This is a genomic window from Marmoricola sp. URHB0036, from assembly GCF_000426045.1.
Classification (GTDB): Bacteria; Actinomycetota; Actinomycetes; order Propionibacteriales; family Nocardioidaceae; genus Marmoricola.
In genome coordinates, this window is the sequence record NZ_KE384490.1 from 526,819 (window position 1) to 538,640 (window position 11,822).

Sequence of the window (11,822 nt, forward strand, 5' to 3'; positions counted from 1 at the left end):
GGCGGCGCCTCGTTCACACCGCGCCGCGAGGACCCGTGACCAGACGCGTGTTGACTGGACCGACCGGCGCCATGAAGGCCGTGGAGGTCGAGCCGGACGGCAGGCTGCCGGAAAGCGGCAACAACCTGATCGGTCCAGCCCCGACGAGGGTCAACGGGTTGAGGTAGGCGTCGCCGCGCAGGAGTCCCCAGTGCAGGCAGGCACGTGGGAGGCAGTGGCTGGAGGCGCGTTGCAGCGTGCCGAGCACCGCACCCCGGGCCAGCACCTCGCCCACCGCCACGCTGGCGCTCACCGGCTCGTACGTCGTGCGCACTCCACCGTGGTCGACCACCACGACCCCACGACCGGCGAGGGGAGCAGCGAAGGTCACGGTCCCCGCGAGGGAGCTGTGCACCGGTTGGCCCACGTGGCCGAGCACGTCGACCCCGCGGTGGCCGGCGCCCCACCGGGTGGCGGGTGGGTCGAATCCCTGGACGACCTGCGGCCGCGGAGAGAGTGGCCAGACCCCGTCGCGCGCTGGCGCCGGCCTCGTCTCGGCGGCCGACGGCGCAGCGAGGGAGGGCGAGGCCAGGAACAGGGTCGCGAGCAGGACGGAGAGGAGGCGCATGTCGACAGGGTGCGGCCGCGCGGCTGCCTCGGCGAGCGGAGATCGGCCGGCTGTGGATCCGGGGGGTCGTGCGCGTGGGTGTGCACGCCAACTGGCGCACGGAGCACGCCGAGTGGTCAGCCGACCCGGAAGAAGACGTCGTCGACCGCGCCGTTGAACTGGTCGGGCGAGGCGACCGGCGTGCCGTCGGGCCCGGTCTTCCCGCCGATCGTGAGGGGCAGATCGTCCATGGCGACGTCCCCCGTCGGCGCCGAGGTGTGCCAGGTCCCGCCGCCGGCCCCGTCGTCGTAGGCCTTGACCGTGAGCTCGAGGTCGGAGCCCTTGCGCTCGCAGGTCACGGAGTACCACGCACCGGGGTCCACGGGGCCGTCCGCCTTGACGAAGGCCTCACCGGCGTCGCCCTTGACCCGGCAGGACGGTACGTCGTGGTCGAGCTGGATCTTCAGCTGGCCGGGGCTGTCGAAGGTCCCGCGCTGGACCAGGTTGTCGCCGTTGTCGGCCTCGCTGCCCGACGACTTCTCGTCGAGCTGGAAGCTGGCCCCGAAGGTGAACCCGTCGGCACCCGGGTCGAGGGCGTCGCCACCCTGCTCGGTGGCGACCAGCACCGCGGCCGGCGCGGCAGCGGCGCCGGTGTAGGCGGGGAAGCGTACGGCGTGTCCGCCGTCGGGACCTTCGACCGCCTGGACGGAGGCGCCTCCCGTTGACCTGACCTCGACCTTCACGTCGGCCGAGCCGGCGTTCGACACCGTGCTCACGTCGTCGCCGACCGTGGGCATGGACTCGAAGTCGAGCATGAAGGGCGCCTTCGGAGCGGCTCGGTGCGCCGGAGGCGTGTCCTCGTCCCCGCCCCCGCAGCCGGACAGGCCCAGCAGCGCGAGCACGATCAGGGTGGGCACCAGTCGCACCACGCCACCTCCGCACTGTCGTCGACGAGCAAGGGGGACAACCTACCGATCAGTCAGCCGCGTTTCGACAACCCCACCGGCCCCCGGATAGAGTGCAGGCAGCAACCCGTATGGGTTGACTTCGCACGCTCGTTTCCGTGCCGTCCCCGACTTCCTGGTCGAGGCGGAGCCACGCGGGCGAGGGCCCTCAGTCCCACTCCGGTGGGTCGGGTCCCGCACGAGCGTCAGGGCAGGTCACCCCCGTCTCCGGGGCGGGGCCCCTGCAACGAACTGAAAACAGTTCGCGTGCCTCAGCGTGCGCGGACACGACAGGAAAGAAGCAAATGGCAGTCGTCACCATGCGCCAGCTCCTCGAGAGCGGCGTCCACTTCGGGCACCAGACCCGTCGCTGGAACCCCAAGATGAAGCGCTTCATCATGACCGAGCGCAACGGCATCTACATCATCGACCTGCAGCAGTCGCTGTCCTACATCGACACCAGCTACGCGTTCATCAAGGACACCGTGGCCAAGGGCGGCACGATCATGTTCGTCGGCACGAAGAAGCAGGCCCAGCAGGCCATCGCCGAGCAGGCGACCCGCGTCGGGATGCCCTTCGTCAACCAGCGCTGGCTGGGCGGCATGCTCACCAACTTCCAGACCGTGCACCAGAGGATCAACCGCCTCAAGGAGCTCGACGACATCGACTTCGACAACGTCGCCGGCTCGGGTCGCACGAAGAAGGAGCTCCTCCACATGCGTCGCGAGCAGATCAAGCTCGACAAGACGCTCGGCGGCATCCGCGACATGAGCCGTACGCCGTCCGCGGTGTGGATCGTGGACACCAACAAGGAGCACCTCGCCGTCGAGGAGGCCCGCAAGCTGCACATCCCGATCATCGCGATCCTGGACTCCAACTGCGACCCGGACCTCGTCGACTACCCGATCCCGGGCAACGACGACGCCATCCGTGCGGTCGGCCTGCTGACCCGCGTGATCGCCGACGCCGTGGCCGACGGCCTGATCGCCCGCTCCGGCGCCAAGACCGGCGACGAGGCCGACAAGGCGATCGGCTCCGACGAGCCGCTCGCCGACTGGGAGCGTGACCTGCTGCAGGGCCAGGAGGGTGCCAAGGTCGACGAGGCCGCCGTCGCTGCCACCGGTGGCGACACCGCCACCGAGGCGACCCCGGCCGTCGAGGCGACCGGTGCGGCCGCGGAGGCGACCGAGGCCAAGCAGGCCGAGGTGGCCGCCACCGAGGCGCCTGCCGAGACTGCTGCCGAGGCTCCGGCCGACGAGGCTCCTGCCGACGAGGCTCCTGCCACCGAGGCTCCTGCCACCGAGGCTCCGGCCGACGAGGCACCCGCTGCCGAGGCGCCTGTCGCCGAGGCCACTGACGAGAAGGCCGCCGAGACGGCCGACGAGAAGAAGGAGGACTGAGCGTGGCGATCACCGCCGCCGACGTCAAGAAGCTCCGCGAGCTCACGGGCGCGGGGATGATGGACTGCAAGAAGGCGCTCGAGGAGGCCGAGGGCGACTTCGACAAGGCCGCCGAGCTGCTGCGCATCAAGCTGGGCAAGAAGGCTGCCGCCCGCGGCGCCGAGCGTGAGGCGACCTCGGGCCTGGTGGCCACCTCCGGTGGTGCCCTGGTCGAGCTGAAGAGCGAGACCGACTTCGTGGCCAAGAACGACGACTTCGTCGCGGCCGCCCAGAAGATCGCCGACGCTGCCGCCGCTGCCAAGGCGGCCGACACCGAGGCGCTCAAGGCGGTCCCGCTCGACGGCAAGACCGTCGGCGAGGTCGTCGAGGATCTCGCGATCACCATCGGCGAGAAGATCGAGCTCGGCCAGGTCGCGTACTTCGACGGGCAGTCGGTCGTCTACATGCACAAGCGTGCCGCCGACCTCCCGCCGGCCGTCGGCGTGCTCGTGGAGTACGACGGCACCGACGCGGATGCCGCTCGTGGCGCGGCCATGCAGATCGCCGCGATGAAGCCGAAGTACCTCTCCCGCGACGACGTCCCCGCCGACGTCGTCGAGAAGGAGCGCGAGATCGGTGCCGCCATCGCTCGCGAGGAGGGCAAGCCCGAGCAGGCGATCGAGAAGATCGCCGAGGGTCGCCTCAACGGCTTCTTCAAGGACGTCGCGCTGCTCGACCAGCCGTCGGTCACCGACTCCAAGAAGAACGTGAAGGCCGTGCTCGACGCCGCCGGTGTCGAGGTCAAGCGGTTCGCCCGCTTCGAGGTCGGCGCCTGACGCGCACCAACTGCTGACGCCGAGGGGCCGGTACGACGAAAGTCGTGCCGGCCCCTCGTCAGCTTCCGGCGCGGTGCTCCCCGATGACGCGCTCGACGGTGCGGAGGTCGCCGGCGGATCGCGGATCGTCGACGAGACCGAGGAGCGCCTTCCAGAGCGCCCAGCCACGGGCGCGGGCCCAGGTGTCCTCGTCGAGCCCCACGGCTGAGCGGAACGTCTCCCTGGCCGAGTCGCCGAAGAACGTCCAGGCGATGACCAGGTCGCACGCCGGGTCACCGACCCCGCTGGTCCCGAAGTCGATGACCGCAGCCAGCCGCCCCTCGCGAGCCAGCAGGTTCCCGACGGCCACGTCACCGTGGAACCACACGTCCGGCCCGTCCCAGGCCGAGGCCACCGCCGTGTCCCAGACATCCGCGTCGTCCAGCTCGAGGCGGGCCAGGCAGCGGCGCGTCTCCTCGTCGTACGCCGCCAGCGGGCCGCCCCGGAAGAAGCTGTGGGCGCCGGCCCGTGGACCTGAGCTGGCGTCTACTCCTCGGAGCGCGACCAGGAACTCCGCCAGGTCGAGCGCGAGTAGGTCCTCGTCGATGCCGGCCACCACCGGCGTGCCCTCGATCCAGCGGCGCACCGACCACGGTCGCGGGAAGTCGGCGGAGGGAGCGCCGAGCGCCACCGGCTGGGGGACCGGCAGCGGCAGGTGCGGGGCGAGCACGGGCAGCCAGCGCTGCTCCTTCTCGACCGCGGGCACGTAGGAGTCGGCCGTGGGCAGGCGCACCGAGAGCTCGGAGCCGAGCCGGTAGGTGCGGTTGTCCCACCCGTCGACCTCGACCGGGACGACCGATAGGTCGGCCCACTGCGGGAACTGGTCGGCCACCAACCTGCTCACCAGGCCGGCGTCGATGCCGGCGCGCCCATCCGTGCTCACCCGGCGACCTTCTGCCACGCCCGGGAGCGGGACAACCGGTTTTCCGGGAAGGCCCGGTTCGCCTCCGAGGTGACCACCAAGTAGGTTTCGACGGTAGACCGCCCCAGACGAGAGGAACCGCATGACTGGCTACCAGCGTGTCCTGCTCAAGCTGTCCGGCGAGGTTTTCGGTGGCGGCAAGGTCGGCGTCGATCCCGACGTGGTGCGCGGCATCGCCCGTGAGATCGCCCAGGTGCAGCAGACCGGCGTCCAGGTGGCCATCGTCACCGGCGGCGGCAACTTCTTTCGCGGCGCCGAGCTCCAGCAGCACGGCATGGACCGGGCCCGGGCCGACTACATGGGCATGCTCGGCATCGTGATGAACTGCCTGGCCCTCCAGGACTTCCTGGAGAAGGAGGGCGTGGAGACCCGCGTGCAGACCGCCATCACCATGGGCCAGGTCGCCGAGCCCTACATCCCTCGCCGCGCGATCCGGCACCTCGAGAAGGGTCGGGTCGTCATCTTCGGTGCCGGTGCCGGGTTGCCGTACTTCTCCACCGACACCGTCGCCGCCCAGCGCGCCCTGGAGACCAAGTGCGAGGTCGTGCTGATGGGCAAGAGCGGTGTCGACGGCGTGTACGACGCCGACCCCCGCACCCATCCCGACGCCGTGAAGTACGACGAGCTCACCTTCGTCGAGGCGCTCCAGCAGGGCCTCAAGGTGGCCGACGCGACCGCCTTCGCGCTATGCATGGAGAACGGCCTGCCGATGATCGTGTTCGGCATGCAGCCCGAGGGAAACATCCTCCGCGTCGTCCAGGGTGAGAAGATCGGCACGCTCGTGAGCGCCGGCGCCGCCGCCGGTGCGACCGGCCATCACTTCGAGTAGGAGACAGTGCTTTGACGATCAACCAGACCCTCAGCGAGGCCGACCAGAAGATGGACAAGGCCGTCGAGGTCACCCGGGAGGAGTTCTCGGCGATCCGGGCCGGGCGGGCAAACCCGTCGATGTTCGCCAAGCTCACCGCCGACTACTACGGCACCCCGACGCCGATCCAGCAGCTGGCCGGGTTCACGGCTCCCGAGGCACGGATCATCCTGGTCCAGCCCTACGACGTGAGCGCGATGCCGGCGATCGAGAAGGCGATCCGCGAGTCCGACCTCGGCGTGAACCCGTCCAACGACGGCAAGCTGATCCGCTGCGTCTTCCCCGAGCTGACCGAGGAGCGGCGCAAGGAGTACATCAAGGTCGCCAAGACCAAGGCCGAGGAGGGCCGGGTCGCCGTACGCAACATCCGGCGCAACGCCAAGCAGACCCTCGAGAAGCTCGAGAAGGACGGCGAGGTGGGCAAGGACGACGTCACCGGTGCCGAGAAGCGACTCGACTCGACGACCAAGAAGCACACCGACGTGATCGACGAACTGCTCAAGCACAAGGAATCCGAGCTGCTCGAGGTGTGAGCACCTCCTCCGAGCTGCCTCCCATGACCACTCCGACACCCGCGCCGGCCCAGCCGGAGAAGTCTCCCAAGGACCCGGGCCGGGCCGGACGCAACCTGCCCGTCGCCATCGCGTCGGGTGTCGTCCTCGCGGCCGCGATCATCCTGTCGCTGTGGCTGTGGGCGCCCTCGTTCATGCTCATCGTCGCCGCGGCTGTCGTGGTGGCGATCTGGGAGATGCACCGCGGCCTGATGACGCGCGAGATCGACATCCCGCAGGAACCGCTGATGCTCGGCGGCGTGGTGATGGTGGTGGTCGCCTACCTGTTCGGCGCGCCGGCCCTGGTCACCGCAACCGCCGTCACGGCCCTCGTGACGATGCTCTGGCTGCTGCGCAGGGGCGTCGCCGGTTACGTGCAGAACGCCACCGCGTCGGTGTTCACGCTGATCTACATCCCGTTCCTGGGCTCGTTCGTGGCGCTGATCCTCGCCGAGGACGCCGGCGCCAAGGACGTGCTCGTCTTCATCGCGGTCACCGCTGCCTCCGACATCGGGGGGTACGCCGCCGGGGTGCTGTTCGGCAAGCACCCGATGGCGCCGGTCATCTCGCCGAAGAAGTCGTGGGAGGGCTTCGCCGGATCGGCCATCACCTGTGTGGTCGTCGGATACTTGCTCGTCGTACACCTGCTGGACGGGGACTGGTGGGTCGGCGTGATCCTCGGCGTGATCGCGGTCGTGATGGCCACGCTCGGCGACCTGTGCGAGTCGGTGATGAAGCGCGACCTCGGCATCAAGGACATGAGCCAGGTGATCCCCGGCCACGGCGGGCTGATGGACCGGCTCGACTCGCTGCTCGCCACCGCCGCACCAATCTGGCTGCTGCTGCACTATCTGGTGACCTGAACGACCTAGGGGTTGCCGCGTCGTCCGTGGGTCCGCGGGGCGTCGTACCCACCCTCGGGCGGCACCATCTCCGCCCGCACGCCGAGCAGCCGGATCGGGCGGTCGTCCGCGAGCTTGCGGAGCAGCCCGAGCGCGGCGTCGGCGATCACCGCGCTGTCGAAGGTCGGCTCGGCCAGCTTGCGTGAGCGGTTGGTGGTGAAGAACGGCGCGAACCGCACCTTGAGGTGGACCCGCAGGCACGGACGACCCTCGCCGCGGATGTCCGCGACGACCTGGTCCGCCAGCGACCGGATCGCGGCCTCGACCTCGTCGGGCGTCGTCAGGTTGTGCTGGTAGGTGGTCTCGCGGCCGTGGGCCCGCGCGATCCACGGGGTGTCGTCCACGACGTTGCTGCTCACGCCTCGGCCGAGCCGGCCGATGTGCGGTCCGGTGTTGGGGCCGAACTCCGCGACCAACGGCTCGTCGGGGGTCTCGGCCAGCTGGCGGACGGTCTCGATGCCGAGCGAGGAGAGCCGCTCGGAGATGCGCGAGCCGATGCCCCAGAGCTCGCGGGTCGCCCGATGGCCCATCACCGGGAACCAGTTCTCCCGGGTCAACCGGAACATCCCGCGTGGCTTGCCGAAGTCGGTGGCGATCTTGGCGCGCACCTTGGTGTCGCCGATACCGATCGAGCAGTGCAGCTTCGTCGCCGCCAGCACCTCGGACTGGATGGTGCGGGCGACCTGCTCGGGGTCGTCGGTCTCGATGCCGACGAACGCCTCGTCCCAGCCGAGCACCTCGACGACGGCGCCCGGGATGGCGCGCAGGGTGTCCATCACCACCGACGAGACGGCTTCGTAGGCCGGTCCGTCGACCGGCAGCAGCACGGCCTCCGGGCAGCGGCGTACGGCGGTCTTGAGCGGCATCCCCGACCTGACCCCGAACTCGCGAGCCTCGTAGGTCGCCGTCGACACGACCGCACGCTCGGTGGGGTCGCCCCGGCCGCCGACGATCACCGGCAACCCGGCCAGCTCGGGACGGCGGAGGATCTCCACCGCCGCGATGAACTGGTCCATGTCGACGTGCAGGACCCAGGGCGCCATGCCGCCATCCTGCCCGGCCCTGCCGACACCCGTCGCGCCATCCGTTGCGTCATACGAATCGTGGCCTCAAAGCCACGATTCGTATGACGCAAGCGCCCGATGAGACACTGGGCCGGTTGTGAGCGAATCCATCGAGACCCCCACTCAGAAGAGCCTGCCCCTCGTCTTCGAGGAACCCCGGGGACGCGGCAAGCCGCCCCGTCACCTGGCCGACCTGACCCCTGCCGAGCGCAAGGCCCGGCTCGAGGAGCTCGGGCTGCCGGGGTTTCGCGCCAAGCAGCTGTCCGCGCACTACTTCTCCCGCCTCGTCGACGACCCCGAGGAGATGACCGACCTGCCGGCGACCCAGCGCGCCGAGCTGGTCGAGGGACTCCTGCCTCACCTGATGACCCCGTTGCGCACCCTCGAGGCCGACAAGGGCACCACCCGCAAGACGCTGTGGAAGCTGTTCGACGGCGCGCTCGTCGAGTCGGTGCTGATGCGCTACCCCGGCCGGGTCACCATGTGCGTCTCCAGCCAGGCCGGGTGCGGCATGGCCTGCCCGTTCTGTGCGACGGGACAGGGCGGCCTGCAGCGCAACATGTCCACCGCCGAGATCGTCGAGCAGGTCGTGGCGGGCGCCCGCTCGCTCGCGCGTGACGAGGTCCCCGGAGGTCCCGGCCGCGTGTCCAACGTCGTCTTCATGGGCATGGGCGAGCCGATGGCCAACTACAAGGCGGTCATCGGCGCCGTACGCCGTCTCACCGATCCCACCCCCGACGGACTCGGCATGTCCGCGCGCGGGATCACCGTGAGCACCGTCGGTCTCGTCCCTCGGATCAACCAGCTCACCGAGGAGGGCATCCCGGTCACGCTGGCCCTCAGCCTGCACGCCCCCGATGACGAGCTCCGCGACGAGCTGGTCCCGGTGAACACCCGCTGGAAGGTGGGCGAGGCCGTCGAGGCGGCCTGGAACTACGCCCGCGTCACGAAGCGTCGGGTGTCGATCGAGTACGCCATGATGCGCGGCATCAACGACCAGGCATGGCGGGCCGACCTCCTCGGCGACGTGCTCAACTCCTACGGCGACTGGGGCTGGGTGCACGTCAACCTGATCCCCCTCAACCCGACGCCAGGCTCGAAGTGGACCGCGAGCGACCCTCGCGACGAGCGCGAGTTCGTCCGTCGGCTCGAGGCCAAGGGCATCCCCACCACGGTCCGTGACACCCGCGGCAGCGAGATCGACGGTGCGTGCGGCCAGCTGGCCGCGGTGGAGTGAGTCGCCACCAGTGCGGACTCCTGCATGACGACCGTCGCGATCCTCGGAGCAGGCAGGGGACTCGGTGCCGCCGTGGCCCGGCGCTTCGGCCGCGCAGGGTTCGCCGTCGGGCTCGTCTCGCGGCACCAGGGGCACCTCGACGCGCTGGCCGCGGAGCTCGGGCAGGACGATGTGCAGGCGCAGGGTTTCACGGCCGACGTGCGCGTGCCCGCGACGATCGCGACCGCCCTGCAGCAGGTGAGTGAGGCGCTCGGTCCGATCGAGGTGCTCCAGTACAGCCCGCTGCCGGAACAGGCGTTCATGCGCCCGGTCCTGGAGACGACCGCCGCGGACCTCCGAGGCGCGGTCGACTTCTCGATCCACGGGTCCGTGGCCGCGGTGGAGCAGGTGCTCCCGGGCATGCGCTCCCTCGGTGGCGGCGCGACGCCCAGCATCCTGTTCGTCAACGGCGACGCCGCCGTCAGGCCGGATCGCACGCGGACCGGGACGTCCGTGGCGTTCGCCGGCCAGGCGGCGTACGCCGAGCTGCTGCACGAGGTCCTCGGCGAGGAGGGGATCTACGTCGGGCAGCTGATCATCGGCGGTCAGATCATCGAGGGCGATCCCGAGAAGGACCCCGACGCCCTCGCCGAGCGACTCTGGGAGCTGCACACCGGTCGGGACACGTTTCGCATCCAGGTGGGAGTGGACTGACCCTCAGGCCATGTCTGCGGGCATGGCGACCAGCAGCTCGGTGTTGCGGTCGGTCGGCGTACCGGCCGCGTCCAGCTTGGCGTGCGGGTCGTTGACCGACAGCTCGCGCGAGAGGCCGGCCAGGCTGACGGTCGAGCTGAGGTCGCCCCGGTAGTCAGCCGGGCCGGCGTGGTCGATGATCGTGGTGAAGATCGACAGGGTGTGGTCGGAGTTGTCAGCCACCTCGACCAGCCGCGACTGCTGCGGGTAGTCGATGTGCGAGGCGGTGTTGATCTCCCAGAAGCCACCCGTGCCGTCGGCCCGCTTGTGGGCGGTGATCTGGTTGCGGTGGGTGTGGCCGTTGACCCAGGCGATCAGGCGCGGCTGGCTGAGGAGGTACGCCGTCACCTCGTCGCCCAGGACGCGCGGGTTCGGGTCTCCGCCGGTCCCGACGAACGGGTTGCTCATGCTGGCGCTGGTGTGGTGGCTGAACACGATCACGGCCTTGCCGGTGGCAGACTCGACCGTCGTCTTGAGCCAGGCGAGCTGGGTGGCGTCGATCGAGCCGTCGGCGTACCCGTTGGGGTTGACGGTGTCCATCACCACGAACCGGAAGCGGCCCTTGTCGAAGAAGTAGTACGCCGTGTCGGCATCGCGGTTGGCCTGGGTGAAGCCGTGTCCCTTGGGAAGTCCCGACGTGGTGAAGTGCTCGTCGACGATCTCGCCGCGGCTGAGCTCGCGGCGCCTGGGATCGGTGCTCACGGCCTTGGCGTACGGCGAGACCGTGATGCCTCCGAGCAACGCGTCGAGCGAGGCGGCGCTCGGGTCGGAGGAGATGTCGGCCGGCGAGACGCCCGCCGGAGGTGAGATCACCTTGACGGCGCCCGTCGCCAGGGTGCTGGTCGGCACCGTCTTGATCGGGAAGTTGCCCTGGGACAGGCCGTCGTGGTTGCCGAAGCAGGTGTACCAGGGGATGTCCAGGCCGGCCGCCGTGAACGGACGGCGGGCGGCGTCGAGCAGCTTCGGGATGGTCGGGAAGCCGAACACGCTGCGGTAGCGGTCGTCCGCCAATGAATGGCCGAGCCCAACGGGGGTGCCGCCGGGGTGCCAGTAGTGCGTGTCGTAGTAGAGCGGGTCGGCGTCCATCACGCCCTCGTAGCGGTCGAGCGCGCCGCTGTCCGGCACCACTCTCTCGCCGTCGAGCACGTCGATGTTCCAACGGACCTCGTTGTACTGGCAGTTGTCGGAGTTGTCGCCGGTCTCGATCGCGAACAGCAGCGGCAGGCCGGTCACCGGACCGGTCTTCACGGCGTTGACGGCCCGGACCATGGCGTCGCCGACCTGGGCGGAGAGCATCTCCTGCGGGCGGTACGCCGACTCGAAGATGCCGGTGACCTGCCCACTCGGGTTGGGGTCGTCGTAGCGGTCGGTCCACTCGACGCGGGCGGGGGACTGGTGGTCGACGACGTGCACGTCGCTCAGCTGGGCGAAGGCGAGCAGGTTGCGGCGGGACCTGGTGCGGGTGCTCCTCGCCGCGATGCCGAGGTCGGTACGCACCAGCCGAGCGTCGGCCGGCTTGGCGACCACCTTGCGGTAGCCCTTGGCGTCGGGTGCGCCCGGCCCGAAGGTGCCGTTGGCCGTCGTACGCCCGGCGGCGACGGCCTGCTCGCTCAGCGACCCGAAGACCATCTCGCGGCTGACGACAGCAGCCCCGCCCACGACGAGGGCGGACTTGAGCAGGTGGCGACGCGAGAGCTCCATGGTCAGGACAACGACCGCTTGTGAAGGTGGTCACGCGACGTTCACCGACACGACGGGTCGC

Annotated in this window: 12 protein-coding genes; 7 read left to right on the forward strand and 5 right to left on the reverse strand. The window is 70.1% G+C overall.

What is annotated here, in order from left to right; translation table 11 throughout:
* Window positions 1–13: 13 nt before the first annotated feature.
* Window positions 14–607, reverse strand: a complete 594-nt coding sequence (locus H976_RS28175; protein WP_081683131.1) for a M23 family metallopeptidase — start codon at window positions 605–607, stop codon at window positions 14–16.
* Window positions 608–723: 116 nt separating this feature from the next.
* Complete coding sequence (locus H976_RS0122725) at window positions 724–1,503, reverse strand: LamG domain-containing protein (RefSeq protein ID WP_155918653.1); 780 nt, start codon at window positions 1,501–1,503, stop codon at window positions 724–726.
* A 332-nt stretch (window positions 1,504–1,835) separates the two neighbouring features.
* Here H976_RS0122725 and rpsB point away from each other — a divergent pair, with 332 nt between their 5' ends.
* Both rpsB and tsf read left to right on the forward strand, forming a co-directional pair.
* Window positions 1,836–2,930 carry a 30S ribosomal protein S2 gene (rpsB, locus tag H976_RS0122730; protein WP_027863387.1) on the forward strand — a complete coding sequence of 365 codons (1,095 nt, stop codon included), beginning with the start codon at window positions 1,836–1,838 and terminating at the stop codon, window positions 2,928–2,930.
* Between the two features lie 2 nt (window positions 2,931–2,932).
* Window positions 2,933–3,745, forward strand: a complete 813-nt coding sequence (gene tsf / locus H976_RS0122735; RefSeq protein ID WP_027863388.1) for a translation elongation factor Ts — start codon at window positions 2,933–2,935, stop codon at window positions 3,743–3,745.
* Window positions 3,746–3,803: 58 nt separating this feature from the next.
* Here tsf and H976_RS0122740 read toward each other — a convergent pair whose 3' ends face one another.
* A complete protein-coding gene (locus tag H976_RS0122740) occupies window positions 3,804–4,667 on the reverse strand; it encodes an aminoglycoside phosphotransferase family protein (protein ID WP_027863389.1) in 864 nt (287 codons plus the stop codon).
* 121 nt (window positions 4,668–4,788) lie between these two features.
* Here H976_RS0122740 and pyrH point away from each other — a divergent pair, with 121 nt between their 5' ends.
* From pyrH to H976_RS0122755, 3 genes are read left to right on the forward strand one after another with little or no spacing between them, the layout of a single operon-like run.
* Window positions 4,789–5,535 (forward strand): UMP kinase, encoded by a 747-nt coding sequence (gene pyrH / locus H976_RS28180; protein WP_051277372.1) that lies wholly within the window; start codon window positions 4,789–4,791, stop codon window positions 5,533–5,535.
* Window positions 5,536–5,552: 17 nt separating this feature from the next.
* On the forward strand, window positions 5,553–6,107 hold the full coding sequence (frr, locus tag H976_RS0122750; RefSeq protein WP_036227816.1) for a ribosome recycling factor: 555 nt from the start codon (window positions 5,553–5,555) through the stop codon (window positions 6,105–6,107).
* Between the two features lie 23 nt (window positions 6,108–6,130).
* Entirely contained in the window at window positions 6,131–6,988 is an 858-nt protein-coding gene (locus H976_RS0122755) for a phosphatidate cytidylyltransferase (protein ID WP_027863391.1), read from the forward strand.
* Window positions 6,989–6,993: 5 nt separating this feature from the next.
* Here H976_RS0122755 and H976_RS0122760 read toward each other — a convergent pair whose 3' ends face one another.
* Window positions 6,994–8,070, reverse strand: coding sequence for a DNA polymerase IV (locus H976_RS0122760; RefSeq protein WP_027863392.1), 1,077 nt, complete (start codon window positions 8,068–8,070; stop codon window positions 6,994–6,996).
* Window positions 8,071–8,188: 118 nt separating this feature from the next.
* Between H976_RS0122760 and rlmN the strand changes: the two genes are divergently transcribed.
* Complete coding sequence (gene rlmN, locus H976_RS0122765; RefSeq protein ID WP_027863393.1) at window positions 8,189–9,328, forward strand: 23S rRNA (adenine(2503)-C(2))-methyltransferase RlmN; 1,140 nt, start codon at window positions 8,189–8,191, stop codon at window positions 9,326–9,328.
* A 24-nt stretch (window positions 9,329–9,352) separates the two neighbouring features.
* The gene (locus H976_RS0122770; protein WP_027863394.1) at window positions 9,353–10,021 is read left to right on the forward strand and encodes an SDR family NAD(P)-dependent oxidoreductase; all 669 of its coding nucleotides are present in this window, start codon (window positions 9,353–9,355) and stop codon (window positions 10,019–10,021) included.
* Between the two features lie 3 nt (window positions 10,022–10,024).
* Here the strand turns inward: H976_RS0122770 and H976_RS0122775 are convergent, their stop codons facing one another.
* Window positions 10,025–11,761, reverse strand: a complete 1,737-nt coding sequence (locus H976_RS0122775) for a TIGR03767 family metallophosphoesterase (protein WP_036227691.1) — start codon at window positions 11,759–11,761, stop codon at window positions 10,025–10,027.
* Between the last annotated feature and the right edge of the window lie 61 nt (window positions 11,762–11,822).

What these genes read in the sequence shown, in the direction of transcription:
- H976_RS0122775 (WP_036227691.1), bottom strand. Translation starts at nt 11,761, where the DNA reads ATGGAGCTCTCGCGTCGCCACCTGCTCAAGTCCGCCCTCGTCGTGGGC.
- H976_RS0122760 (WP_027863392.1), bottom strand. Translation starts at nt 8,070, where the DNA reads ATGGCGCCCTGGGTCCTGCACGTCGACATGGACCAGTTCATCGCGGCG.
- H976_RS0122770 (WP_027863394.1), top strand. Translation starts at nt 9,353, where the DNA reads ATGACGACCGTCGCGATCCTCGGAGCAGGCAGGGGACTCGGTGCCGCC.
- H976_RS28175 (WP_081683131.1), bottom strand. Translation starts at nt 607, where the DNA reads ATGCGCCTCCTCTCCGTCCTGCTCGCGACCCTGTTCCTGGCCTCGCCC.
- rpsB (WP_027863387.1), top strand. Translation starts at nt 1,836, where the DNA reads ATGGCAGTCGTCACCATGCGCCAGCTCCTCGAGAGCGGCGTCCACTTC.
- pyrH (WP_051277372.1), top strand. Translation starts at nt 4,789, where the DNA reads ATGACTGGCTACCAGCGTGTCCTGCTCAAGCTGTCCGGCGAGGTTTTC.
- H976_RS0122755 (WP_027863391.1), top strand. Translation starts at nt 6,131, where the DNA reads ATGACCACTCCGACACCCGCGCCGGCCCAGCCGGAGAAGTCTCCCAAG.